At 53.1% G+C, this 26285-nt stretch carries 17 protein-coding genes; 5 read left to right on the top strand and 12 right to left on the bottom strand.

Features of this window, described 5'->3' with window-relative positions:
* Positions 1-96: 96 nt before the first annotated feature.
* The 4 genes from ACYU87_RS11100 (at position 97) to ACYU87_RS11085 (ending at position 5763) form a co-directional block, all read left to right on the top strand.
* Positions 97-501 (top strand): hypothetical protein, encoded by a 405-nt coding sequence (locus tag ACYU87_RS11100; protein ID WP_461134133.1) that lies wholly within the window; start codon positions 97-99, stop codon positions 499-501.
* 43 nt (positions 502-544) lie between these two features.
* Entirely contained in the window at positions 545-925 is a 381-nt protein-coding gene (locus ACYU87_RS11095; RefSeq protein WP_461134132.1) for a hypothetical protein, read from the top strand.
* A 245-nt stretch (positions 926-1170) separates the two neighbouring features.
* Positions 1171-4371 (top strand): SusC/RagA family TonB-linked outer membrane protein, encoded by a 3201-nt coding sequence (locus tag ACYU87_RS11090; RefSeq protein WP_461134131.1) that lies wholly within the window; start codon positions 1171-1173, stop codon positions 4369-4371.
* A 9-nt stretch (positions 4372-4380) separates the two neighbouring features.
* The gene (locus ACYU87_RS11085) at positions 4381-5763 is read left to right on the top strand and encodes a RagB/SusD family nutrient uptake outer membrane protein (RefSeq protein ID WP_461134130.1); all 1383 of its coding nucleotides are present in this window, start codon (positions 4381-4383) and stop codon (positions 5761-5763) included.
* Positions 5764-5848: 85 nt separating this feature from the next.
* On the opposite strand, the gene ACYU87_RS11080 is transcribed toward ACYU87_RS11085, so the two are convergent.
* The 7 genes from ACYU87_RS11080 to ACYU87_RS11050 form a co-directional block, all read right to left on the bottom strand.
* On the bottom strand, positions 5849-7627 hold the full coding sequence (locus tag ACYU87_RS11080) for a DUF885 domain-containing protein (RefSeq protein ID WP_461134129.1): 1779 nt from the start codon (positions 7625-7627) through the stop codon (positions 5849-5851).
* A 123-nt stretch (positions 7628-7750) separates the two neighbouring features.
* Entirely contained in the window at positions 7751-8641 is an 891-nt protein-coding gene (locus tag ACYU87_RS11075; RefSeq protein WP_461134128.1) for an FHA domain-containing protein, read from the bottom strand.
* A 32-nt stretch (positions 8642-8673) separates the two neighbouring features.
* A complete protein-coding gene (locus ACYU87_RS11070; protein ID WP_461134127.1) occupies positions 8674-12642 on the bottom strand; it encodes an FtsW/RodA/SpoVE family cell cycle protein in 3969 nt (1322 codons plus the stop codon).
* Positions 12643-12678: 36 nt separating this feature from the next.
* Positions 12679-13968 (bottom strand): serine/threonine-protein kinase, encoded by a 1290-nt coding sequence (locus tag ACYU87_RS11065; protein ID WP_461134126.1) that lies wholly within the window; start codon positions 13966-13968, stop codon positions 12679-12681.
* 6 nt (positions 13969-13974) lie between these two features.
* Positions 13975-15540, bottom strand: a complete 1566-nt coding sequence (locus ACYU87_RS11060) for a serine/threonine protein kinase (RefSeq protein WP_461134125.1) — start codon at positions 15538-15540, stop codon at positions 13975-13977.
* On the bottom strand, positions 15540-17009 hold the full coding sequence (locus ACYU87_RS11055) for a PP2C family protein-serine/threonine phosphatase (RefSeq protein ID WP_461134124.1): 1470 nt from the start codon (positions 17007-17009) through the stop codon (positions 15540-15542). Before ACYU87_RS11055 ends, ACYU87_RS11060 begins: the two co-directional genes overlap by 1 nt.
* 172 nt (positions 17010-17181) lie before the next feature.
* A complete protein-coding gene (locus ACYU87_RS11050; RefSeq protein WP_461134123.1) occupies positions 17182-18198 on the bottom strand; it encodes an FHA domain-containing protein in 1017 nt (338 codons plus the stop codon).
* A 309-nt stretch (positions 18199-18507) separates the two neighbouring features.
* Here ACYU87_RS11050 and ACYU87_RS11045 point away from each other — a divergent pair, with 309 nt between their 5' ends.
* Positions 18508-19032 (top strand): hypothetical protein, encoded by a 525-nt coding sequence (locus ACYU87_RS11045; protein WP_461134122.1) that lies wholly within the window; start codon positions 18508-18510, stop codon positions 19030-19032.
* A 22-nt stretch (positions 19033-19054) separates the two neighbouring features.
* Here the strand turns inward: ACYU87_RS11045 and ACYU87_RS11040 are convergent, their stop codons facing one another.
* The 5 genes from ACYU87_RS11040 to ACYU87_RS11020 form a co-directional block, all read right to left on the bottom strand.
* A complete protein-coding gene (locus ACYU87_RS11040) occupies positions 19055-20191 on the bottom strand; it encodes an acyltransferase family protein (protein ID WP_461134121.1) in 1137 nt (378 codons plus the stop codon).
* A 169-nt stretch (positions 20192-20360) separates the two neighbouring features.
* A complete protein-coding gene (locus ACYU87_RS11035; protein WP_461134120.1) occupies positions 20361-22910 on the bottom strand; it encodes a family 20 glycosylhydrolase in 2550 nt (849 codons plus the stop codon).
* Positions 22911-23001: 91 nt separating this feature from the next.
* Positions 23002-24720: a GMC oxidoreductase gene (locus ACYU87_RS11030; RefSeq protein WP_461134119.1), complete on the bottom strand. Its 1719-nt coding sequence runs from the start codon at positions 24718-24720 to the stop codon at positions 23002-23004.
* A 42-nt stretch (positions 24721-24762) separates the two neighbouring features.
* Positions 24763-25302, bottom strand: a complete 540-nt coding sequence (locus tag ACYU87_RS11025; protein ID WP_461134118.1) for a gluconate 2-dehydrogenase subunit 3 family protein — start codon at positions 25300-25302, stop codon at positions 24763-24765.
* Between the two features lie 251 nt (positions 25303-25553).
* Positions 25554-25994 carry a response regulator gene (locus ACYU87_RS11020; protein WP_461134117.1) on the bottom strand — a complete coding sequence of 147 codons (441 nt, stop codon included), beginning with the start codon at positions 25992-25994 and terminating at the stop codon, positions 25554-25556.
* Between the last annotated feature and the right edge of the window lie 291 nt (positions 25995-26285).

Below are 26285 nucleotides of genomic sequence, written 5' to 3'. Positions count from 1 at the left end.
CACTCAAATTAAGTGAACGGATAAAACAATTCCGTTGGCAAAACAGTATGAACAGTCGACGCTTTACCATAAAACAAGGTAAAGCCGCGTATTACTATGAGTACGAATCGGCAATGGGTCGCGTTGCTAACCGAAGATGAGGATGATTTTGCCTACTGGCAATTTGGGTTCAAGAATTGGACTAATCACCTGCAGGTAGAGTGGTTTGCCACGGGAGATGCATTTTTTGAGCGGGCTGATCTGGCTACTGCTCCCCCCGCTGTGCTGTTGCTGGATGGCCTGATACCCAGTAACGACGAGCCTCATTGGTTACGTCGGATTCTGGAACATGAGTGCTGTCAGAATCTGGTCGTTATTATGCTGTCCGATCAATTTACGGAAGAGGAGCAGCGTCAGTATAAGGCACTGGGAGCGAGCGCGTTTATGATTAAGCCGGAAAGCCAGCTGGAACTGGAAACCGCGGTGTTGTTTATCCGTCAGTTTGCGACAGTCAACCTCTAACTGATCACCATACAGGTTTCAACCACAACCAACAAACCATTTTATGGAAACGATTTACAACTGGCTGCTGCAAAATATGGGCAATGAGGGCAACGCCTTCACGATTCTGAATAGCCGACGTACCCAACGAACAGAAGGGGGCGAATACATACAGGTAATGGCTCGGTTAAAGGACTTTAGCGTGGTTAACCTGCTTGTGACAAATGCACAACTGACCGAAGATGAAACGGCCAGGTTGACCGGGGGCAGCGATGATATTGACCAGTATACGCTAGCCAGCCAGCAGGAGGTGCTCGATTATCTTCATACTGGCGAACGGGCAGATGTACCAAGCGAAGTACAGGAAGAAGCCCTGTACCTGTTTGTGTTTAGGCCAGCCGGTGAAACGGGTGAGCTTACCTTTCCTCCCGAGCCGGGCAACTAAGGGGCTAGTCAAAAGTCGAACCTTCTCTGTCGCACTGGCACGGCAACACCAACCCTCTGTTAATTTCATATGATTTATTTGTCAATAAATTGAATAAAAGAATTATACTACGATTAAAATAGAAAATTGTCTGGAAATAAGGCGGTTATAGATATTATTGTGCACCTCTGAATGAATCGGCTGGAAAATCCCCACGGCCTATTATCAGATTGACACCCTATTTATTTATGACTAACTAATTCTACATGATGATTTTATTACCTGACAACGCCAGGAGCCGACACCTGAAAGGGTGGCTGGCGGGCCTCTTCTTACTGGTCGTTCAACTAAGTTATGCGCAGTCGAGTATTACCGGGACCGTAACCGATGCGGCTACGGGAGAGGGGTTGGCTGGTACCACCATTCAGGTCAAAGGAACCAACATTGGCGCAACCAGCGACGCTGATGGGAAATACCGGATTTCTCTGCCCGCTACGGGTAAGGTGCTCGTTTTCTCGTTCATTGGCTATCAGCCCACGGAGATTAGTGTAGGGAGCCGGAGCATTGTTGATGCCAAACTAACCAGTTCCGATAATGCACTCAGCGAAGTAATCGTGGTTGGATACGGCGTACAGAACCGGCGCGACGTGACCACCGCCATTGGTTCGGTAAAAGCCCGTGATCTAGCCAATCAGCCCGTAGCCAGCTTTGATCAGGCGCTGGCCGCCAAGATTGCCGGGGTACAGGTAACCCAAACGTCCGGCGCACCAGGGGCAGCCCTGTCGGTTCGGGTACGGGGAACGGGCTCGATCAGCGCCGGGAACGACCCGCTTTATGTGGTGGATGGGATTCCCCTATCGCGCGATACCAAATTTGCTACGGGCGGTACCAGCACGCAGTTTCCGGACAATCCCATCAACGTACTCAGTACACTCAATACCGATGACATTGAGAGCATCGAAGTCTTGAAAGATGCTTCGGCGGCTGCCATTTACGGGTCGAGGGGTTCCAACGGCGTTGTGCTGTTGACGACGAAACGGGGTAAAGAAGGGAAGACCGTTGTGAGCTACGATTCCTACATCGGCACCCAGCAGGTATCCAAGAAGATCGATATGCTCAATGCCTATGAGTATGCGCAGCTGAGCTACGAGGCAAAAAACAATGCCTACATCGACCGGAATCCAACCGGTAAACCAACCGATTCGAACGACATTAGAAGTAAAGGCGTGGGGGCACCCAGTACGCTCATCCAGCCCGAAATTGTTCCTTATCTATCCGGTCAGCCGGGGTTGACCAATACCGACTGGCAGGACGCTATTTTCCGTTCCGCGCCGATTCAGAACCATACGATCTCGGTGTCGGGGGGCAAAGAAAATGTCAAGTTCTACGTATCGGGTAACTACCTGGACCAGCGGGGTGTAGTCATCAATTCGGGTTTCAAACGATATAGCGCGCGAGCCAATGTCGACATCAAAAGCGGCCGACTGACGGTGGGGGTTAACCTCAATCCAACCTATTCGTACCACGACCTGATCAAAGCCGAAGGGCCGTATCTGGGCGAGGGCGTCATAGGACTGGCGCTGCAAATGGCGCCCATCTTTCCTGTTTATAACGCGGATGGTTCCTACAATTTTGGCAACAACGGCTGGGGTTACGGCGCAACGTCGATCCTGAATCCGGTTGCCATTGCCAATCAGGTAAGCGATAAACTAAGTCAGCTGCGGATTTTGGGTAATACGTATGCCCAGTATGAGATTACAAAGGGCTTGTCGTATCGGCTGAGTCTGGGGGCCGATGTCAATAGTTTTCAGCGCGATTACTACCGGCCATCAACCCTCGAAGTTCGGGATCGGAAAGGGGCTTCGGTACCAACGGGTTTTTCGCGGGCGCAGAACTTCGTGAACTGGCTCGTCGAAAACACGCTGAACTACAACCGCTCTTTTGGGGTGCATAATGTTTCGGCGCTGGCGGGGTTTTCGTCGCAGAAAGACCGTCGGGTAGCCAACGAATTGACCGCAACCAACTTCCCTAATGATCTGGTACAGACGCTCAACGCTGGGCAGGTTTCGTCCGGGAGTTCCGACGTTCAGGAGTGGTCACTGTTGTCGTATATAGGTCGCGTTCAGTATGATTACAATGGGAAGTACCTGTTGTCGGCGGCTGTCCGGGCTGACGGTTCATCCCGTTTTGGTAGAGACAACCGCTGGGGGTATTTCCCGTCCGTATCGGCGGGCTGGAATGTATCCCAGGAAACGTTCTTAAAATCAGCCACCTGGCTGAGCGACCTGAAACTACGCGCCAGCTACGGCCTGACGGGGAACTTCCAGATTCCAAACTACGGGTCGGTCAGTTTGCTGGGTTATCAGAACTATATCCTCGGCTCCGAGGCCATCGTGAGCGGGCTGGCACCGACCAACTCGGCCAATGATAAGCTGAAATGGGAAAAAACGGCCATGTTCGATATTGGCTTCGATGTTAGCTTCCTGCGCAACCGCTTAAACCTGACCGTCGATTATTACAACGCCAATACGTCAGACCTGCTGCTGAACGTACCTGTTCCGCGGGCGTCGGGTTTCAGTACGGAGTTGCAGAACATCGGAAAGGTGAATAACCAAGGGCTTGAGTTTACATTGGGCACCCGCCAGACGTTCGGTCGTTTGCGTTGGGAGGCCAGTGCGAACATTGCCGGTAACCGGAATAAAGTGATTGCCCTCGGGCCCTCCGGCGATCCGATCATTGTGGCCGGTGGTGTGGCTGGCGCGCAGTTTATTACCCAGATCGGTCGTCCCATCGGCGAATACTATACGATGATCAACGACGGCGTTTTTAAGAATCAGGCTGAGATTGATGCGTATCCGCATACGACAACAACCCGCCCCGGCGATTTCAAATTCAGGGATAACAACGGCGATGGTAAAATTGATTTCAGTAGTGACCGGGCCGTGACGGGAAGTTATTTTCCGAAGTTCACCTTTGGCTTTACCAACAACTTCGCTTACCGGGGCTTCGATCTGGGCGTATCCGTTCAGGGCGTTCAGGGGCATAAAATCCTGAACCTGATCCGGCGTTACATCTACAACATGGAAGGCAACGGTAACCTCTTCCGGGGTGCGCTGGACCGCTGGCAGTCGCCCGAAAATCCGGGCAATGGCGTGGTGAACCGCGCTAACCGGCTGGCCTCGGGCTCGAACGGAGAAATCTCGACCTGGCACATCGAAAGCGGGTCGTACGTTCGGATTCGGACCATTACGCTTGGTTATGCATTGCCCACCACTCTTCTGCAAAAAATACGGCTAACCCGGGCTCGTCTGTACGTGACAACCCAGAATCCGTTCACGTTTACCAAGTACCTGGGTTACAACCCCGAGGTGAACAGCCGCCCCGACAGCGCCCTGTCGTCGGGTGAAGACTATGGAACCTATCCATTGCCCCGCACAACATCGGTCGGCCTCAACCTATCCTTTTAAGAAACAGCTATGAAAAAGATAACGCTCGTAGTGGCCCTGCTGGTTAGCCTGTCGGCTTGCCAAAAGGATTTCCTGGACCTGAAACCATTGTCCCAGCCCAACGCCGATAATTTTTACAAAACAGCCAACGACTTCGGCAACGCGGTAAACGGCGCGTACGACGCTCTGCAAAATGCCAGCCAGTATGGCGGTGATTACAACACGATCATCGAAACGCGGAGTGACAATGTACTCGACAACGACCCATCGTCGGGCGCTGGTCTTCGGTACAACATCGACCGGTTCATCGAGCCAACGACGAACTCCGTTCTGCGCGATACCTGGGGTAGTTTGTATACCGGCATCAATCGCTGCAACCTGATCCTGGACAAGATCGACGGCGTTACGATGGATGCAACGCTGAAAGCCCGTTACAAGGGAGAAGCGCAGTTCATCCGAGCGCTGTCGTACTTCAACCTGGTTCGGTTGTGGGGCAAAGTGCCGCTCGTACTCAAGGCCGGTACCACAACGGAGGCCCGTTCGTACGTCCGAAACGAAGTCACCGATATTTATGCAGCCATTGAAAAAGACCTGACCGATGCGTCGGCGGGTTTACCGGCTACATACACCGGTACTGACATTGGCCGGGCTACGTCGGGTGCTGCCAAGGGTCTGCTCGGAAAGGTGTACGTGACCGAGAAAAAATACGATCTGGCCGTGGCTGTATTGAAAGATGTCGTGAACGGAACGACCTTCCGATTGTTGTCCAACGTAGCCGATGTATTCTCGGTTGCCAATAAGAACAACGCGGAAATCCTGTTTGCGGTTAAGTTCAGAAAAGGGGGCTTACAGGGCGAAGGCCATGGCTCGTGGTACGGCACCAGCATTGGCGACAACATTGAACCGTCGTTGCGGGCCGCCTATTTACCCGCCGACAAGCGGCTTCCCCTGACGGTGCAAGTGCCTGTACCGACCAGCATCAACGCTGTGCCGAGAAAGTTTTACGACGAATTATCCGGTACCAACGATGTGGGTAATGACTTCCCGGTGCTGCGTTTTGCGGATGTTCTGCTGCTGTATGCCGAAGCCCTGAACGAGGTCGCCTATCAGGCCGACGGTGACGCCTTCAAAACGCTGAATCTGGTCCGGGCGCGGGCGGGTGTACCCAGCTATACCAGTGCGCAGCTCACCACCAAAGAGGCTTTCCGGACGGCGGTCATTAACGAGCGCCGACTGGAACTGGCACTGGAAAACGATCGCTGGTTCGATCTGATCCGCACGGGAACGGCGGTCGATGCCATCAAAGTAACCGGCATCACTATGCCTGCTTACCGAACGTTGTACCCCGTCCCGCAATCGGAAATTGACACCTACAACAATGCCGCTGCGTTTGGGCAGAACCAGGGGTACTGATTCGTAACGAGAGTAAGCACAAAGGCCACGGAGAGTACAACTCTCCGTGGCCTTTGTGCTTACAAGAAAACGCTGTAGCTAAGTCTTACTTCTGCCGCTCGGCCCAGGCATCCATTTTTCGCTCCAGCACATCGAGGGGCATACAGCCATCTTTGAGAAATTCTTCGTGAAAGGCCGCCAGACTGAATTTAGTGCCCAATTGCTTTTCGTATTTGGTGCGTAGTTTACGAATTTTCAGCGCGCCGATTTTGTACGACAGCGCCTGTGCGGGAATGGCCATGTACCGTTCGATCTCCGCCGTGGCGCCCTGTTCGGCAATGGGTTCATTATCCATCATGTACTTGATGGCCTGCTCGCGGGTCATGTGCTTCGTGTGCAGACCTACATCAACCACAAGGCGAATGGCCCGGTGCATTTCGTCGCCCAGCGCACCCATGTACTGATAGGGGTCGGTGTAAATGCCCAGCTCCTTGCCCAGCGACTCGCAGTAAAGCGCCCAGCCTTCGCCATAAGCACCGTACCACGCAAACCGCCGGAACTTGGGCAAGCTGGTGTTTTCCTGTTGCAGCGATACCTGATAATGGTGCCCCGGAATGGCTTCGTGCAGAAACAGCGACTCCATGCCCGACGTGACGTTGAACTGGGTAGCATCCGGAATGGGTACGTAGAAAATGCCGGGCCGACTACCATCCGCCGAGGCCTGATTGTACTCTGCACTGGCCGACGCTTCCCGGAATTTTTCGGTCTGCCGGATCTCAAACGCAGATTTGGGCGTGCTGATGAACAGCTTCTTCAGGTTCGGTTCGATTCTGGCCAGAATAGTCTGAAAAGCGTCCAGCACGTCTTTGGGCTGTTTGTAGGGGTAAAACTTTCTGTCGGCTTTGAGGTGCGCGAAAAACTCGTCGAGCGTGCCGGTGAAGCCAACCTGCGTTTTCACCTTTTCCATCTCCGTCCGAATCCGGGCCACTTCCTTCAGGCCAATGGCGTAGATCTGATCGGGCGTATCGTTGGTAGTCGTCCAGGTTTTGACTAGATACCGGTACAGTTCCGGACCCTGTGGCAACACATCAATACCGGAGGTCGTGCGGGCTTTTGGCAGGTATTCGGTCTTCAGGAAAGTCCCCAGCTTCTGGTACGTTGGCACAATCTGCTCACTGATGGCCTTCTTATACGCCGTGGTCAGCCGGTCTTTATCGGCAGCGCTGAAGGTCGAAGGGAGTTTTTTGATCGGTCCGTAAAACAAACTCTTCGTTGGATCGCTCACGACCAGATCGGTCATTTGCGGAATCATTTTTACGACCAGACTCCTGGGCAGCACTCGTCCGGTAGTTATTCCTTTCCGAAATTCGGCAATGGCGGTATCTCCCCAGACGGTAAAGGCGGAAACGCGTTTTAGCCAGTCGTCATAGTCTTTAACCGTTTTGAACGGTTGCGATCCCTCACCACTGCCCAACTGCCCAAAAGCCAGGGTCAATCCGGTGAACTGGTTGAACGGAATTTCTTCCTGATGGAATGGATACTGCTCCAGTTGAAGGGCTAATTCGCGCTTGAGAATGTCGTAGGAAATCTTGTCTTCATCGGATAGCTTTTCGCGATCGAACGAATTCACTTTTTCCAGCGTGCTGGTATAAAATGACTTTGTCTGGTCCAGAAACGCCTGCGAAATATCGTTGGGTAACTGATCATTATACCGGTTGTCTCCCTGTTGGGTAGCCTCCACCGGAAACAGTTTTAATCGCTGCTCGTAATAGTCGTCCAGAACAGTAGCAAATTCCTTATTTGAGGTGGTTGTCTGTTCGTCTTTCTTCGAATTGCAACTTATCATCGAGGCAATGAGTAAGGGTAATAAAATGCGTTTCATCATAAACGGATGGTCGATTTTGGTGCGGTAAGTTAGGTAATTAATGGGAGGGCAACGATTTGGTGTCGGTTACTTATAACCGACACCAAATCATGACACCAGAAGAAACGGGCACTTCGCTGACATTCATCGGACCAATTCAAACAGAAGCGCAACCGCGCCCCCCAGCTCGATTTGGTCGCCGTGCTGAAGCGGATAGCCCATACCGGCAATATCAGCTCGTTCCATGCCGTTGTCCGGGTGGAAGATTTTCGTCTTGTTGCCACTGGCTGGTAACCCGCCAGCATCGACCAGAAGCGAGTACTGTCGCCGGGTAGCCTCGTACCGGATAGTGGCGTGGGCCCGGCTAACGGCTCCGTTGTCTTTCCCCCGTTGTGGGTCGAAGTCGGGGTCCTCGTCATTGAGAATAACAATGTCGTTTGTCCGAATCCGGCCCGATGTCGTTTGGGTAGACTGCCCCCGCCCGATGCAGTAGCTGTTTTTCCGGGCGGGGTCCAGTAGGTATTCAGCTTGCTCTGTCTGGCCGCTCAAGGTCACTACCCGCGCCAGCAAGGGCGTTTCCGACATAGTCGAGCCATCTTGCACGATCAGTCCCAGATAGTTATCCCGGTAAGTCGTTTCAGGCAGCGTGTCCGGGTAAAAGGCGTAGTCGAAACGCCAGTTTTTGGCCAGCTTGATGTAGTTGTCGACTAGCTGCCGATCCAGTTCCTGTTGAAACTTCCCGGGCTGGCTGCTCCACAAGGCAACCCGGTTAATTTCGTCTTCTTCGGGGTTGGCAGAGACGATGCATAAGATTATGCCAACAGGCGCATTATCCGGCTCATTCTGGTACGGACGCAACTTATCGACGATAAAGCGAAGCAACTGGTCCCGTCGCTGACCAGCAGGCGGTGGTCCTTGTGAAACGGGTTTGGCTATTTCTGCTGACTCAAGAGGCTGAACCGATAACCTGGTTGCCTGTAGTGCCGCATTCGGGGTAAAACCGAACAAGTTTTTAATCGTGTCTAATAGACTCATACGTTGTCATGTTTGTAACTCGATCCGCGGCACTAAAAACTGCCTAAATAACCGCGCTGTTTCAGAATGGGGGCTATAACGGTGTTGGCCAGTTGAACGGCTTCGGCCGATGACTCACCCAGTTCAATACGAACGCTAACCACGGTATGTGACTGTCCATCGGGCGTTGGGGCGAAAAAGACAAACCAACCGTCGTTCCGACGAATTCCCCGTACCATGCGTTCGGGTGTGCCGGTTTTGCCCGCCACCCGGGCTATACTGATTTTACTGCGGCCCTCCGATGGGTTCGACTGGTCGATCATGAATGACTCCAGTTGATCGGCATAATTGGCCTGACGGGACACCCGCTGACCCGCTCCGATGGGTTGTGGTCTGCCCGCCTGATTCAGCACATACCGCGATGGTTGCAAGACGCCTTTGTTGGCGATAGCCCCCGCCATTCGGGCCAGGGCAACCGGCGTTGAGGTGAGCTGTCCCTGTCCCCAGGCCAGCCCCGAGAATTCGCTGCGGTAACGTTTCGGATATTGCGTACTGTTGTAGAGGTTCCGCCGGATAACGAACGAAGAGTCGCGCCAGTGTTTCCGGATTAGGTCCCGCTCGGGATTCGTTCGCGTGTCCGAGAAGGAGTAGCCGCCCACAAAATCGATGTTCATGCCCGTGGCTAAGTACAGATCAGCCATTTCGCTGTCCAGCTTGTTATCGTTTGCCGTTCGAATAAAATAGACGTTGCTCGACCGGACGATGGCCTTCCGCATATCGACAGATTCGTTACAGGGCTCCGATTCGCGGGTACCCCGGCGAATAATCTCGTCGCACGAAATAGAGTAGCTAACGTCGGCTGCCGACGCGCCAAGCTTGTTGAAAGCGGCCATGGCAGTCAGGATTTTAGCGGTCGAGCCGGGCGCTGTCGGGTAGGTCATGCCCAGGTCCCGCTCTGTTACCAGATACGGTAACTTCTGCCGGTCGCGGTCGGCCAGTTGCATCACATCGGGCGTTTGCAGATTGGGGAGCGGGTGCAACGCCGACGCCAGTATATCGCCCGATCCCGCATCGAGCACGACAACCGAGACACGCCGATTTCGGAAGTCGGAGGTGACAAGGGCCCGTTGAATGGCTACCTGGAGGTCCGCATTGACACTCAGGCGCAGATCCCGGTTTCTGGCTTTCCGCTCGGCGACTTCCCGGCTATCCAGCCCGGCGCGCAGGGCGGGGGCCAGTTCGCTGTAATCATACACCGACAAGGTGCGCGTTTGCTGCACCGACGGACTGAATCGGTCGGCCCGATAATCGGTTGTGACGAGGTTCGTTTTGCGGGGACGACTGTTGAAACCCCGTAATTCGCTGAGGTGAGTCGCTTCGGCATAATAGCCGTTGCTTTGTCCCCAAAAGAGCTGGGTGTTCAGATCACCGAGCCAGAAAAAGAGCTGATTGCCAAACGGGTAGTAGCGTTGTAGCCGTTTTTTTGTCAATGTTTCAACCTCGTCCGCGTCGAGGCCGCTTCGCTGAAGTTTGGCCGACTGCTGCCTGACGGTCTCGGGCGAACTTGACGCCAGCACCAAGCCATTTCGGTCGTAAATCGTACCGGCCGCCAGCGCCCGGGTCAGTCGTTCAATGCGGGGGTTATAGCTGTAAACGGGGTCGCCGTTGCGCGTTACTACCCGAGCCGGACGCACAACATACGCACTGCCCCGCCAGCCCACAATGGGTAGTAAATGCCCAATAAGCACAACGACACCGATCAGAAATCCGGAGATGCCCGCCATCAGGACCGTATCGTAATGGGTTGACAGGTATTCGCGCTGCGCCACTTCGCCTGGTCGATGGGCTACGCTAAAGGCGGCACCCATGGCTGTCAGGTTGATGATCAGTGAGATCTTGCCGTAACTTAAAAATGGTACACTGATGCCCGTAAGCGGCAGTAAGCCGATTGATCCGCCCGCTATAATCAGAAACTGGGTTCCGGTGGCAATGGCAATACCCGCGATCAGAAAAAAGCTAAACGGCTGCCCCGCCCGGCGGGCATGCAGAAACAGTCGATGCAGCAATATGCCAAATAACAGGAATACACAAACGACGCCCAGGCCACCCAATTCTTCACCCAGACTGGGCAGAATCATGTCGGTATGGGCGGCAGGGATGGCATTGGCAAACCCTTTGCCTAGTCCCTGCCCGGTCCAGCCGCCGGATGCCAGTGCCCAGTAGCCATGCGCCAGATGGTCACCCCCATATACGTCGTTGTTCCAGGGGTTCAGCCACATGGCTTTCCGGTCAGCCAGCCGGTCGCCCACAAAAGGTAACTGATCCCCAAAAGCAAACATGGCCAGTACGAGCAACAGCAAAACGGGGGCTTCGGCCAGCAGGGCCACCCAGCCCGTGCCGGTTTTCGACCGGGCATCGCCTTTCCAGAACATGTACCCGATTACTGCAATCAGGCAAAGCAGTGTAGCTAAGGCACCCGGCAGGAGCCACAGTGCCACACCATAGCCAATACCCGTAGCGAGGGTGAGCGGGAGGTTTCCGCGGGCAATGCTGTAGAAGAGCAGGAATGTAAAACACACCACCAGCGCCGGACCCATATCGCCCAGCAGCAGGTACAATAACATAAGTAAACCGGCTCCGGCCAATGCGCCGAAGCTAACGGTGAACCGCCACCGCAAGTCGGGCAACTGGCGCAACTGCTGTTCGTTGGCCGCAAAAAATCCCGCAAAAAAGAGCAGCAGCAGGTATTTGGTGATTTCGCTCGGTTGAAACGAAAAGCCCAATAGCGACAGATTCACGCGTACTCCGCTGCCTTCGGGGCCGGATCCGAAGATCAAGGTAAGGGTGGCTAATCCAGCCGCCAGTACCAGCCATGTCCAGCCGGATAACCGGACCGAAGAACGGTTTTGCCAGGTAAATAACCAGTCGTAGCGCCAGGTAGCGTAGAAACGACCTACGTTAAGCTGGGACAAAACCGTCATACCAACCAGTCCGAAAATGATGCCTTGTACCGTTTGCCCGGCGAAAAGAGTATCCTGCAATGGGTCTTGAATAGCTAGTAAAATGAGCACCGACAAGCCCGTGAGAAGCATCAGGATCGGTAGCAGAAAAGGGTCCGGGTGAAAGCGCCGAAGGGACCAGACGCCATTGACGGCCCAAAAAGCCAGGAAAAAACCGGCCACAATGCCCCAGAATAGCCAGGTAAACGAAGCCGGGGTTCGAACAGTGAACGCGTGGTCCGTTTTGAGTTGCCCGTACACGGTCGATCCGATCAGGCGAAGCTGGTGCGGCCGGGCGGTAAAGTCAACGGTCTGGTTGCTGGTCAGGTGAGCGGTGCCGCGCCGACTGCCAAACTCGAACCCCGGCTTCAACGGTACGACGCTATAACCCGCTCCCGACGTCAGCCCTGCGAAGGTAAACTGGCCGTCGGTATCCGTTCGGGCATAAACAAAACGGTCGGGCAGCGTATCGGGCTGGGCCGTTGCCGGATGCCGCTTTAGCTGAACCAATACTCCCGACATGGGTCGATCATCCCGACGGACTCGCCCTTCAAACGAAACCGAGCCACTCCCGACCTGAACAACGGCCGGATAGGTTTTGGGGTTGTTCAGTTCCCGGTTGTACAGCACCGAGTCGAAACCCATTTGCTGGCGCGACAATCGGAGTCGGCTCTGAAAGTCGGCACCGCCAATCCGGCTGCGCCACGAAACCGGAGCCAGGACCGAAAACTGACGCTTATTGATTGCCCCCAGGTTATCGAGCGTTCCGGTCCGGGCGAGTTTGGCGGGCAGTGAATCCGCCACCAGGTCAATGTCGCGGCTGTCGGTATAGTAATTCCCGTTCGTCAGCAGCCGTCGAATAGCGGATGATTTTATTCCTTTGTCAAGGGTAAGCGATTGCCCGGTAGTGTACGCTTGTTTTGCCTGATTGAGGGCGGGTACGAGGTTGGTATACAGCCGCGTAAACAGCAGCAATAACAGAATTGATGCACTCGGCAAATACAAACGGTCAAACGATTTCATTCAGTAACGGGAGGGTCTACAGTAGGTGAACGTAGGTCAGTGGCCGGTTGAGTCAGTGACGGCTGTTGAATCGGCTGGCGCAACCGTCGTCGGGGTTGTTGCGATCGTCTCCGAAGGGGGTGTGCTGACCACCGCGGAATCGGTTGCCGTCTCTTCATCAACCGGCTCATTAATAGGGGCCATTGTTGAATCGATAAACAGTTCGCCCGACTTTACCGAATCAGTGTTGGTCACCGTCGAATCAGGAAACGGTTGCGCAGGTGATTCCTTGTGGCGTATATTGTACATAAAGGCAAAGACCGCCAGAATGACTACGAAAACTACCGCCAGAATGACTGGCCAGTTTGTGGTTCTGGCGGGCACTTCGTCTATCGGTTCAGGCGGGTACGCGCTGACCGGCCCAGGGGCGGGTACGGGAGCAACCCGCGTTTGGGAACGGGGAACAACAGATGCCTGACGACTACCAGGGCGATTCGCCTGTAATAACTCTACGTTGGCCTGGCCCAGCAACAAGGCCAACTCCGTAACCTCATTCAACCGGTCGGCTGGATTTTTGACCAGCGCCCAGTCCAGCAGTGTTGTTAGGCTGGGGGGGAGGTATTGACCGGATGGTAAGGCTAGTGCCGGTGGTGGCGTGCGTAATACCTGGCTCATGAAGGTTGCGATCCCCGCCGTATCAGCCATCGAAAAGGGCACCCTGCCGGCCAGGCACTCATAAAGCACAACCCCCAGCGAGTAATAATCGGTGGCGACATCGACGCCTTTGGGGTTATCGAACTGCTCGGGCGAGGCATATTCGTAGGTCATCAGCGACTGCCCCGTCATGGTTTGCGACTGTTCCCGAATGCGGGCTACGCCGAAGTCGGTAATGAGAAAATGCAGTTCGCCACTGGGTAACGGCCGGTAGAGAATATTCTCGGGTTTAATGTCCCGGTGGATAATGCCCTGCGGATGAATAGCGTGGAAAGCTTCCGACATCTGCAACCCAAGCCGGATCGTTGTGGCTACTGTCAGAGAACCCTGCTCATCGATAAGCGTTCGAAGACTGCCGCCTTCCACCCATTCCATAACAATGAAAGGCAGGGGCATATCGAGTTGTACCTCGCGCACCCGCACCACGTTCGGGTGGCGGATGCCGGTCATAATCTCCGATTCGACCCGGAACCGCCGAAGGGTTTCCAGGTCTGTATGCAGGGTAAAGTGTTTAATGGCGACCAGATCTCCCGATTCCAGATGGCGTGCTTTCAGAACGCGGGCGTTGGACCGCCCCAGTTCACCGATAATTTCATAGCCCGGGAAATGGGTATTTATACTGACAGTTGGCATTGATACTTAGTTTAACGGCTCGGCTGACGTAGTCAGCGAGTCTGAATTCTGGGGGATGTCTGGCGACTCGTACCGCAGCACTTTGCACGTTACTTTCGTTCCCCGATCACTATCCGGAGCGGTCTGGATAGGTGATGAGTTTGGCTCCACGTTGTTGAAATAGACGGTTTCCGTTTTGTAGAGGCCGCCACCGTCCTTGATGTAATTGACCTGCACCACGACGTAAGTAAAGCGTAAACGGGTTGGATTGCTGAGTTGAAGCTGAAGCTGCTTGATCCCGCCAAACAGCCCAACCTTAAAATTGGTGGCCTTGGCTTTAACGCTCTTAACGGCAATCAGCGCTTCCTGCCGTAATTGCTCCAGTCGCTGCGCTTCTTCGGCTTGTTGCTGGGCCCGAATCGCTGCGGTATCGGGTACGGCGTTGGTTGCCAGCGTAGTCGCACTATCTACAGGCTGGTCTGTCAGAACCGAACTACCGGTTCCGGCTGTAGGTTTGGCTGTTGGCCTGGTTGTGATGTAATAAACACCCGCCAGAATAACCAGCACGAACGCGAGGAAACCGATAATCTTCGCCGGACTCATGCTTTTAGGCGAGCCAGAATCCACCGTTGACAGATCCCTGTGTTTCACTGGTTCTGTCGGTTGCTGATGCGCTACTGTGCGAGACGCCAACGGGGGAACAGAAGTTGGTATCGAAGAGTCAGTCCGGCCAGTCCGACCGGCCTGTAAATAAGTAAGTTCGGCTTGTTTAAGCAGCCAAGTCAGTTCGTCGGGATCGCTTAATCGCTCGGCGGCTTTCTTCTGTAACAGACCTTCCAGCAGGGGGGTAAACGGCCCCAGCGACTGCCCATTGGCGGCAACCGTTAAAACGGGGGGAGCGTCGGATAGTACCTTGTTCATGAAAGTAACAATGCCCGAATGGTCACCCAGCGCGAAGGGTACCTTGCCGGTCAGGCATTCGTAGAGCACAATCCCCAATGAATAATAATCGGTAGCGACCCCCACGTTTTTAGGATCGTTGAACTGCTCGGGAGAAGCATATTCGTAGGTCATCAGCGACTGCCCCGTCAGGGTTGTTGACTGTTCATGCAGCCGGGCCACGCCAAAGTCGGTGAGCAGAAAATGCAGTTCGCCACTCGGTAACGGGCGGTAAAGAATATTGTCCGGTTTTACATCGCGGTGAACGATACCCTGCGCGTGGATAGCCCGAAAGGCCCCCGCCATTTGCAGACCCAGCCGGATGGTGGTTGGCACATCCAGATGCCCCTGCGCTTTGAGCAAGTCGCACACGCTGCCTCCCTCAATCAATTCCATCACGATATAAGGCAGCTCGGCTTCCAGCTGCACCTCCCGAACCTTAACGATGCTGGGGTGGGCAATGCTGGTCATGATGACCGATTCGCGCTGAAACCGGCGAAGTGTTTCCGCGTCGGTGTTCAGCGCGAAATGTTTAATCGCAACAAGATCACCTGAGTCCAGATGGCGGGCCTTCAGAATACGGGCGTTGCTACGGCCCAGTTCACTCAGGATTTCGTATCCGGGAAACTGGGTGTTAAATCGAACGGTAGCCATCAGGGATGAGTTGGTTTAGGGGCAACGGTTTGTTTGGGCGTAACAGGCTGCTTTTGTACAGAAATAGAAATCACGGTATTCAGGCAGGTATCTTGCCGAACGGTTGCCCGAACGGGAAAATCGACTTGTCTGAAGTAGACGTTGCTGAGTTGAAGTGTTGCCTCTCCGGTGGTTTCAATACCTGTTTTGAACCCGCGAATAACCACATTTTCCAGCGTAACAGCACCCCGTCGGTCAACACGTATGGCGAGCTGCGCGCGGGTTGAATCAAGCGGTACAATAACGGTCTGGGGGCTGCTGCCAACAATAGCCAGTAACGAATCCGTTAGTATCAACGGTTCATGGATACGAATCGTATCGTCGGACAGCATAAGCCGATGGTCGGGACGTCGGTTTGCCATGTTGATCAGCGAATCCATTCGGGAGCGGCTCGTCGACAGGAGAAAGGTTGTATCGTCCGGTGCAGATCCATTTGCACGCAGGCTATCGCTTGTCGCGGGGGTGTTGCCCGATGGCCAGGACTGGTACCAGACAATACCTGCCACCAGCGCGGCCAGTAAAGCGAACGACAACACCCAGCGGCCCGCCGATGAACGGTTGGCTGGCGCAGCTGCCGGGTGGGGTTGCTCCGATGGTGGAATCGCCGATGCGGCCGTGCTGTGGGTACGGCTGGGGGAGGAGGTAACCAGCGGTTCAGTACCCGATGGGTTGTTTACCTGCTTCGTGTTTCGAGCCAGCACAACCGTAATGTTATCATTACCTCCCTGGTGGTTCGCCAGCCGGATCAGTTCGGAAAGTTGATCGTCCAGCGAAATGTCCCGGTTCAGGATCGCCTTAATCTGCCCCTGCGTGATCATATCGGTTAGTCCGTCACTGCACAACAGCAGTTGATCGCCCGGCAGAAAGTCGGTTTCATCCGATTCCAGAAAATCGGGATCGTCGACCCGGTGCGTGGTGGAACCCACTTCGCGCAGGATTTCGTTTCGGCGGGGGTGGTTCATGGCTTCCGCTTCAGTCAGTTCGTTGGCGTCTTCCCGAACGCCCACCATCGAATGATCGCGGGTAAGCTTGATCAGATTTCCCTGCCGGTAGCGGTACAGTCGGGTATCCCCCACGTGAACAAAATAGAGTTTTCTACTTTGGCTATCGGCCAGCGCGGCCGTCAGTACGCAGCACATCTGGCCTATCTGACGATCGTTCTGCCGCTCGTCGTTGATCCGGTTGTTGGCAAAAACGACGGCCTCGCGGAGCATGGACAGCGGATCGCCGTTCGGCGTAGCCATGTATCGCTCAATCGACTCTTTGGCAATGGCAGCTGCCCGATCACCACCGGCGTACCCGCCCACGCCATCAATCACGACCAGCAGGGCGCTGGCTTCCGACCAAAGCGTGGTGCAGATAAAGGTATCCTGATTATCCTTGCGCCGTTGGCCCACATCGGTCTTCCCGGCAATCAGCAAGTCATTCATATACGGTAAGTCAGAATTAGTAGTTGTGGCATGTTGTCGGTTGTGCCGATAAAGACAAACAACCGACAACATGCCACAAACAGAATTAGCGGGGTAAGTCCTGAAAATGCCTGATGACTAATAAGCAGACACCGAGGAAAAGCAGCAAAACAAGCAGGCCGTCGATCATGGGTTATGCGTTGCTTTGAAAGGTAAGGGTGACCATGCTGTTGAGCAGAATCTGCGCTTTGTCGGGCAACTCAAACCAGTTTGGACTCGCTGGTTCACTGCGCGGAATAAGCCGCTCGTTGACACGGGTTTCGTTGCGGCTGAAGGAGGCTATCTGAAACGAACTGGTCGCGTCGTTGTATCGAATTCGAGCGTGCGGATTGGACACGTAAGCTGATTCCAGCAGCAGGTAGTTCGGAAAATGCTGGTTGTCCGTATCCTTTCGGGCGATTACAATTTCCCGGTCGCGCATCGGGTACGTGTCTTCCTTGTTCAACTCCGAAATATAGTAGCTGATGTGGGCCAGTCCGGCGTCGAGACTACGGGGCAGCGCTGAGGGCACTAATTTAGTCGCACCGGCTACGGCTGTATTACCGGCCGAGCCGGACGAAGGTAACGATGCATCGAAGTTGAATTTTACAATAAACGCACCCGGCTCACGAAAATCAATGTGATGAAACGAATTCAGATCGACATCTACTTTCTCGTAGCGGTTCGTTTGTTTCACGCGACGCGTAACGTTCAGTTTTTCGGCTGGCGCATTGGCCTGTCCGTTGCCGGGTAAAATGCCGGTCAATGCCCCAATTACTTTTACGTCGGTTGGGCTGATCTCCTCATTGCCAAACTCACGGCCCGCGCCAAACTTGAAAAACCAGCTCGATGCAACCGGCGATACCCGTCCGTAGGCGCTCTTGTTCGATTCGATCACGGCCTTGAATGACTGAACCGCTTCGTTGACGATCACCGGGAATGCATTCTGGCGATCTTCGTACGTGTCAGGGTGCAGAATGATCAGAAAGTGAGCGTTGAACAACAGGCTCGTGCCGACAGATTCGCGCTGGATGGAGTCTTCGAAACTGGCGATGAGCTCGTCGAGGATACGTTTGTTGGTAACGGCAGGGGCTGTTTTGTTGTCGGACTGGCTGGGTGGGATAATAAGGTTACTGAGCTTACCGAGCCAGCCACCGGGCTGATTGGCCATGTATGGACTGTTTAGAGGGGATTTTCACTCCTATAAACGTTAACTACATCGGCTTTCGTTGGTTCGATCTACGGTATTTTTTCGTTTCTGCCCTAACTCAATTCATTATTGGATTAATAGTCTATTTACTTGAACGAAGGCTTCTTCACTAATTTCACGGGTCATGCGGTTGGCGCTCCGATCCTCACGGACTTTACTTTATTGGCATAACTGCAGGGGGTACGTTACATTGACGGGTAGCTTATAGTGCCGAAACACTCATTTTTACTATATTTCCAAACGTTTGAATGATTCCTAAAAAAGATAAAGATGAAAGCCAGTTTGATTTTTGTCGCATTTCTGTTGACTATCAACGCCAGCTTTTCGCAGGTTAATCGTCCTGTGCTTGATTTAAATAAAGATCCTGTTTTTATTGACGTAGTCACTCATAGAATTCACTACCCCGTTCAACCGGCTCGCAGGGCTATTTATGGCCGATATTACGCCGGGTTTACGATTGACCAGGCCGGGCACATTCGGGATATTGCCGTGTTATACCCGAAAATGAGCAGACAGACCAGTAAGCTATACGGCTTTGAAGGAGAAATTGTAGCTGGCCTGAAGCACATGCCTCCGCTCAACCCTAATCTGGTGGGTAACTATTTATTGCCCATTGCCTTCTGCTTTACCCACTATTCAGAAGGGCCTGCCCCGATCGTACCTACGAATGTTTTGCCATTTGGTTATGAAGTGGGGGACCGAGTTCTGCTTAACGAAGCCAAGATTTTTGCCAGTAGTCCCAGTTCGTTACGTAGTCTGAATGGCTTTCCTCCGAGCAGGCAAATAGGGCAATAAGGCTAACGGGAACGCATCAACGTTACACCCTCACATAGATTCTCCGGCGGTCGAGGAGCCAGCCGACACCCCAGCAAATCATCATGAACGAAAGCGCAAACAGGAGTGAACCCACCGGCCCCGGAACCAGTTTTTGGTACACATTATCATTGATAGCCGAGAACAGATTTTTACCAGAAGCCGCCGGGATCATGTAGAGCGCGATGACCAGCAGCTCGGAAAGCAGGTAAATGAACAGGGGATTTTTGCCGGGAATAACAAAGAATCTTGTCCAGTTGGCGGGGTTCCATTGCCTGATTTCGATGACGTAGATCAGCGTTGCCATAATGGCCAGATCGAGGCCCGTGGTGAGCAGCACAAACGAACTGCTCCACAGCTTTTTGTTGATGGGGAAAACCATATTCCAGCAAAGGGCCGCAACGATCAGCGCACTGCCAACCAGCAGCAGTTTCGCTACGCTCTCGTAATTTTTGCCTTTGTGCTGCACAAACTGACCCGCGTAGTAGCCAATCACCACATTCACAATGGCGGGCAATGTGCTCAATAAACCTTCCGGATCAAAAGCCACTCCCTCGCCATGATACAGGTGCGCATTGCCAAACAGAAACCGGTCAAGCTGTGTCCCGGCATTACCCGCTAAACTATACGGATCGGCGGGGTCACCCCAACCGAGCAGAATAAGCCAGTAACCGACCAGAAACGTAAGGCTGATCAGGATAACTGTTCTGAATGATAGAAAGTAAACCAGCAGCGACGCCATGCCGTAGCAAAGAGCGATCCGTTGCAGAACGCCCCAAATACGCGTTTCACTGATGGGAAAGCTGGTTATAGTACCCGATTCACTGAGCCGGAAAAAAGGGAACCAGTACATCAGGTAGCCAAGCAGAAAAATAAGTGCCGTTCGTTTGCCAATTTTGGTCAGTACGGCTGATGTGCCCACCGAACTGTGCTTTTTCATGGCAAAGCTCATGGCATTGCCCACTGCGAAGAGAAAAGACGGAAAGACCAGATCGGTGGGCGTGAAGCCATGCCAGTGGGCGTGTAGCAACGGGGCAAAGGGCGTGGCACCACTCCCCGGCGTGTTCACGACAATCATGAAGCATATTGTCAGGCCCCGGAATACATCCAGAGACAAAAAGCGCGTATTGGTATCGGTCATTAGGTCGTCTGGCTGATGAATGGGCTAGTTAAAATAGCGTAGCTTATTTTGTATCACGCTGCCGAAGCATCTTTGGATGAGGCTGTGTATCCAGCTACCAAAGATGCTTTGTGGCACTGGCCACCCGGCTTCGGCAGCGTGACAGCAGTTTATGAGCAAATAAGCAAGCTTACTTACCAATCGTAACCGTCTGACCAGCTCGGCCAGTAGCATTGAATACTTTGAATTTAACGGGGCCGCTGCTAGCAACCGGACTCGAATAGACCGGGCTTTGGGCGGTTGGTTCCGTACCGTCCGTCGTATACCGGATCGTTAACCCTGGGAACTGAACATTGGCGGCCACTTTTCCATTAATGACCTTTGCCCCCACCGGAGGAATGCGGTAATCGTATCCGCCCGCGTAAACGTCCAGGCGGGGAAGCTCCCGCTTGCCAATTGTGTTGATAAATTCAGACCAGGCCTGGTTGTAGAGCTGCTCGCTTTTTGCTTCGTTTTTCTCCGTTGCCCAGGTGGGGTCTTTGGCCCAGGCCCGTTCCGCTACCGCCAGCAATTTCGGGAACATTTTGTACTCGAACTGTTGCGGGTTTCGGTTCGTTTCCGACCAGAGGGGGGCTTCGATGCCCACAATATTGGCTTTTCCCTTGGCGGTCAGAACTTCCCGACTCTTGATAAGCGACGGGCTGATGCGGTTGCCGGTATTATCGTCCTTCAGGTTTCGGAGGTAATCGTACGGAATGAAATAAAAGGGTTTGTCGATGTCCACATAGCCACCCCAATACTGGCCGGGCTCTTCCGATAGTTGGTTGTACGCCAGGTCCAGATACATGTGCGTAACGCCGGTCAGAATTACCTTGTATCCGGCATTGGCCATGCGGTAGGCAAGGTCTTCGGCACCCGATCCGGGACTATTTTTCCAGACATTTACCCGGAAGTTTTCGCCCGCAAAGGCTTCGTTCGGAACCCACGTTACCCGGCCGTTCTGCTTTATTTTCTTCAGGCCAATCTCTTCCCAGCCCGAGAGGAACAAATTACGGGTTTTGAGCAACTTGTTGACTTTGCCGAAGTAGTAATACCAGACGTCGTCTGTGTTCTTAACCGCCGGATTGCTGGCGATCAGTTTCTGCACGGAAGGCGACTTTTCCCAAACACCACCCGGAACTTCGTCGCCACCAAAATGAATCGTCTGCAAAGGCGCGTCTGCTTCTTTATACATGTCACGCAAATCATCGACCACCCGCTCCATGAACGTGTAAGCCGACGGAAGCGACACATCGATTACGTTATCGTCCCAACCCTGTACCGACCGATAAACCGATTTGTCGGCCGCATCCTGGAGCAGATACCGCTCTGCTTCGGCCTTGTTACCGGCTTTCATGAACCGCTGATAGCGGGCGTTCATGGCTTTTATCGCGGCCCGTGCGTGCCCCGGCGATTCGATTTCGGGAATCACGGTGATATGACGGTCACGGGCGTACTTGAGTATCTCAATAAAATCAGCTTTGCTGTAGAAGCCCGTACCCGAAGGGTTCGATAAGTCGGAACCGGAGCCGTAGGAAGGAATAAGACTCTTGGTTGGATCCGTGGTATGGGCTCGTTTAGCACCAACGTCCGTCAGTTCGGGTAACGAAGGCATCTCCACGCGCCAGCCTTCGTCTTCGCTGAAGTGAAAATGAAAGGTGTTGAGCTTGTACAACGCCATGGCATCCAGCACTTTAATTACCTCTGATTTTGGCTGAAAATTCCGGGCCATGTCCATCATGAATGCTCGGTAAGGGAAGCGGGGTGCGTCGTTTACGTCTAGTCCTGGCAAACTCACCGATCCGCTTTTACCCGATAGGGCGGCTGCCGGAAGCATGGTTTGCAACGATTGAATCCCGTAGAAAATACCGGCGCCCGACGCGGCCGACAGGACTACACCATCCGAACCAACGTGCAAGGAATAGCCCTCCGGGGCGAGCGATGGGTTTTTACGAAGCGTGATTGTTTTACCGTTTCCCTGCGCCTGAACGGCGGGTTTTTTGCCAGTGACCATTTTCAGGCTGTTGGCTAAATAATCCGCTTCCCGATCAAAGGCTTTGTCGGTCACAATGACCACCTGATTATCCAGCACAAAGGGTGCTCCTTTTTCCTGATACGAAACCGGGGTTGGGAATAGTTTGGGAAGCTTATCATCGGGAATAGCCTTAATTCTCGCGTTCTGGTCGAAAATCTTTTCGGCTAGCATCCGGTCCGCTTTCTCGTAGATCGTGCCCGTCTTTATGGTTACCTCAACGGGGTATGCCTGCTCCGGGTTTTTGTCCAGCACCAGGTAAAACCCACCGGGAAAGTCGGTCTTGTTGCGAATCTTCCCAGCTAGCACTTGTATGCTGGCTGATTTGCCGGGTTCCAGCCTGGTAAACTTTGGTCCTGGGCTGATATAGTGCAAATCGCCGTTGAAAAGTTTCACCTGGGCAACCGAAGCATCGAAACTACTGGGGTTTCCGCCATTGAAGAACAGCTTCCAGCCGGTAGCGGGCAGAGCTTCATTGCCCGTATTGGTCAGCGTCAGTACGGAGCGGGAACGGCCCTGATTCTGGTAATTATTGTCGGTTAGTTCGAAGGTAATGGCCAGCGGCTTCGACGTATTGACTGACGCCGGGGACTCACTGGTTTTTCTTAGTGAGCAATGAGCAAAGAAGGGTAAACAAAACAGAAGTAGTAGAAAAAAATACGTTCGCATTATAGCAACAGGAAAGTGGTTTTATGGTTTGTCATTTGTGGTTTACGACGGTCCGTCGCACGGTTGATTGACCGCCATAAACCACAAAAAATTACAAAAGTCCTTTTTTCATTTCTTTCACGGCATGGTCGGCGGCTCGCGCGGTGAGGGCCATGAACGTGAGCGATGGGTTTTGGGTGGACGTAGACGTCATGCAGGCACCGTCCGATACAAATACGTTTTTACAGTGGTGAAGTTGGTTCCACTTGTTCAGCATGGATGTTTTGGGGTCTTTTCCCATGCGAACACCGCCCATTTCGTGAATGTCGAGGCCCGGCGCTTTGTCGGGCTTATCATGCGTCTGGATGTTGGTGAAGCCCGAAACCGTCAGCATCTCCGTCATTTGCTCATGGAAGTCGGCGATCATCTTCTCATCATTATCGTCGTAGCCCACCGAGATTTTCAGTTGCGGAACGCCCCAGGCGTCGGTCAGCGTCGAGTCGAGCGCGACGAAGTTGCTTTCTTTGGGAATCGTCTCGCCCATCATGTGCGAACTCACGCGCCAGTTTCCGTATTTAGGCTGCATCAGGCTGGCTTTCAGAGATTCGCCCATGGCCGAGGTGTCGACGCTGGTAGCACGGCTGGAACCGAAACCGGCGGCATAGCCGCGCAGGAAGTCCGTCTCCTGCTTCTGCACGTTGCGGAAACGGGGAATATAACTGCCATTGGGACGAATGCCTTCGGTTGTTGTATCCTGAAATCCTTCGTGCTCAGCCGAGATGGTGGTGCGGAAATTATGGAATGCCACGTATTTGCCCAGTAGGCCGTTATCATTTCCCAGTCCGTTCGGAAAGCGGTTCGATTTGGAGTTTAGCAGAACGAGGTTGGTATTCAGGCAGGCCGCGTTCAGAAAAATGATCTTGGCGTAATACTCGGTCATCTCCTTCGTATGCGCATCGACCACGCGAACGCCCGACGCCTTGCCCAGCTTCTCGTCGTAAATAATTGAATGCACAACCGAATCGGGGCGTAGGGTCATTTTGCCGGTCTTGGCGGCCCAGGGCAGGGTGGATGAGTTGCTGCTGAAATAACCGCCGTATGGGCAACCGCGCTGGCATAAGGACCGATTCTGGCACTGAGCACGACCTTGCTGATAGTGAATGGGCTGCGGTTTGGTCAGGTGGGCACAGCGACCAATAATAACCGGCCGAGTGTCGTTGTATCGTTTCGCCATCTGATCCGAAAAATGCTTTTCTACGCAGGATTGTTCGTGCGGAGGCAGAAATTCGCCGTCGGGCAAAGCCGCCAGACCATCTTTGTTGCCGGATATACCCGCAAACTTCTCCACATAGCTATACCAGGGAGCAATGTCGGCGTAACGTATTGGCCAGTCTACCGCAAACCCGTCGCGGGCGGGACCATCGAAATCATACTCCGACCACCGTTGCGTGCCCCGTGCCCACATCAACGATTTACCCCCAACGTGGTAGCCTCGAATCCAGTCGAATGGTTTTTCCTGTACATAGGGGTGCTCGGCGTCTTTAACGAAAAAGTGCGTGGCGTCTTCCCGGTTGGCGTAGCACCGGCTGGCCACCGGATTGGCGTCCCGGTATTCTTTCGAAAGCTGACCAAGGTGCGCGAACTCCCAGGGTTGCATCATGGTCGTGGGGTAATCGGTGATGTGCTTGACATCCCGGCCACGCTCCAGAACAAGAGTACGTAATCCTTTGCCGGTCAGTTCTTTGGCTGCCCAGCCACCACTAATGCCCGACCCAACCACAATGGCGTCGAAGGTGCGGTCTTTAATTGAATCTATGGTTAAAAAAGACATGCAATAACGGGAATAAGAGTACGTAAGAAACGGATGAGTCGATCACTTGCCGCCGTTTACGGCCAGCTTGGAAACGGGAACGCAGCCATGATAAAAACCGGGTGCCATGTTGAATTTCTCCACATTGACCAGATAATACTCGGAGTTCATATACCCCTGAATGGTCAGTCGCTTGACCAGATCGACGAAGGCCTTGCCGGTAGGATCTGTGGAGGTACTTAACCTGGTCAGTACTTCCATGCGCTGGGTGGTGTCGCCGTCTGAAAATGATTTGTTGTACGTCTGTTGCGCCGTTGTGTCGGTCAGGGTCAGCCCCTGCTGAAGCGTTTTTTGAGCGGCCTCATCGTAGCAGTCGTTGATCATTCGCATAACGAACTTGTGCACCTCAAGCGATCTGGCACCGGGGGTGGTTGTTTCCGGGATAAAGGTGTCCACGATATTGGCCAGGAGCGCTTCGTTATCAACGGATAGGGTAGACGTAAACCCCGGCGAATCGGGTGTCCAGCCAGCAGCCCAGGCCGGTAACCTGACCAGACCACCAGCAGCCATGGCCAAGTTCTTTAAAACCGAACGTCTTTGCATAAATAGAATGAGTCGTTAGTTGAGGATTCAGGAGAAAGAGTGCCTTACTGAAAGAGAATAATTGTCCGGAATAGTTTACGTAACGAACAATCAACTATACTGTAATATACAAAGTGGGTTAGTAAATATTTTTACTAATTAAGCTCTGATAAACAAAAGCCGAACTTCGAAAAGAAGTCCGGCGTGAAGACGATGTTTGTTGAGGTGTACGGATCAACTAGCTGGGCCAGTTCGAATAATTACTTACTTAATTATCCTTCCTTGTAATGCCTGACATCCAGCAACGTAACCGTCTCATACCAGTACGTTTTCAGATTACTCAAATACGTTTTCCAGTCAGCGTAGCTAAACGGTTTGAGAGTAAATGACGAGGCTCCAAATGAGTAAGCCCGTTCAACTAAGCCCGGCGTTTTGTTCGCCGATAGCATAACTACGGGTAATATACGTCCCTTTGGATGGGCCCTTAATAAAGCCAGGAAGTCCAGGCCATCGACTTTATCCTGTAGGTCAATATCCAGCAGGACTATCTTTGGACCTCGTCCTTCCAGTTCTTCAATGTACGTTTTAGCATCTTCAAAATTACTCACATGGATGAAAGAAGCTTCCGGAAAGCTGCCTTGAGAAGCTCTTTGTAAAACTTCGGCAATCAGTGGGTCGTCGTCTACTAGTAAAATCGGAAATTGCTGCGGCATGAAATTTTTTAGGCAGTTCTACTGCTATACTTACGGTGTTTTACCTGCTTAGATTCAAACAAAAAGAAAAGGATTAATTAAACGGCTATTAAATTAAGCTAAATATAGACACTTGAGTTCTAAAAGAGTCGCTGTGGATTCAAATCATGGTACGAAGAGCGAAAAGCCCTGTAGGAACAAAAGGTATATAAAGTCGAATTCAGGCTAATGACACCCGATTAATTAGAAACATGTAAACAATACTTTCTGTCGATTATACCCTTTACCACCGGTTTTTTTTGGGTAAAATTT

The sequence above is a fragment of the Spirosoma lituiforme genome, assembly GCF_054776635.1.
The sequence above is the reverse complement of the archived record's forward strand: the minus strand, read 5'-3'. Positions and strand labels throughout refer to the sequence as shown.

Coding starts and splice junctions, on each gene's coding strand:
- ACYU87_RS11055 (WP_461134124.1), bottom strand. CDS start 17,009: ATGAATGACTTGCTGATTGCCGGGAAGACCGATGTGGGCCAACGGCGC.
- ACYU87_RS11040 (WP_461134121.1), bottom strand. CDS start 20,191: ATGACCGATACCAATACGCGCTTTTTGTCTCTGGATGTATTCCGGGGC.
- ACYU87_RS11085 (WP_461134130.1), top strand. CDS start 4,381: ATGAAAAAGATAACGCTCGTAGTGGCCCTGCTGGTTAGCCTGTCGGCT.
- ACYU87_RS11070 (WP_461134127.1), bottom strand. CDS start 12,642: ATGAAATCGTTTGACCGTTTGTATTTGCCGAGTGCATCAATTCTGTTA.
- ACYU87_RS11095 (WP_461134132.1), top strand. CDS start 545: ATGGAAACGATTTACAACTGGCTGCTGCAAAATATGGGCAATGAGGGC.
- ACYU87_RS11025 (WP_461134118.1), bottom strand. CDS start 25,302: ATGCAAAGACGTTCGGTTTTAAAGAACTTGGCCATGGCTGCTGGTGGT.
- ACYU87_RS11080 (WP_461134129.1), bottom strand. CDS start 7,627: ATGATGAAACGCATTTTATTACCCTTACTCATTGCCTCGATGATAAGT.
- ACYU87_RS11100 (WP_461134133.1), top strand. CDS start 97: ATGAGTACGAATCGGCAATGGGTCGCGTTGCTAACCGAAGATGAGGAT.
- ACYU87_RS11045 (WP_461134122.1), top strand. CDS start 18,508: ATGAAAGCCAGTTTGATTTTTGTCGCATTTCTGTTGACTATCAACGCC.
- ACYU87_RS11090 (WP_461134131.1), top strand. CDS start 1,171: ATGATGATTTTATTACCTGACAACGCCAGGAGCCGACACCTGAAAGGG.
- ACYU87_RS11035 (WP_461134120.1), bottom strand. CDS start 22,910: ATGCGAACGTATTTTTTTCTACTACTTCTGTTTTGTTTACCCTTCTTT.
- ACYU87_RS11050 (WP_461134123.1), bottom strand. CDS start 18,198: ATGGCCAATCAGCCCGGTGGCTGGCTCGGTAAGCTCAGTAACCTTATT.
- ACYU87_RS11020 (WP_461134117.1), bottom strand. CDS start 25,994: ATGCCGCAGCAATTTCCGATTTTACTAGTAGACGACGACCCACTGATT.
- ACYU87_RS11030 (WP_461134119.1), bottom strand. CDS start 24,720: ATGTCTTTTTTAACCATAGATTCAATTAAAGACCGCACCTTCGACGCC.
- ACYU87_RS11065 (WP_461134126.1), bottom strand. CDS start 13,968: ATGCCAACTGTCAGTATAAATACCCATTTCCCGGGCTATGAAATTATC.
- ACYU87_RS11075 (WP_461134128.1), bottom strand. CDS start 8,641: ATGAGTCTATTAGACACGATTAAAAACTTGTTCGGTTTTACCCCGAAT.
- ACYU87_RS11060 (WP_461134125.1), bottom strand. CDS start 15,540: ATGGCTACCGTTCGATTTAACACCCAGTTTCCCGGATACGAAATCCTG.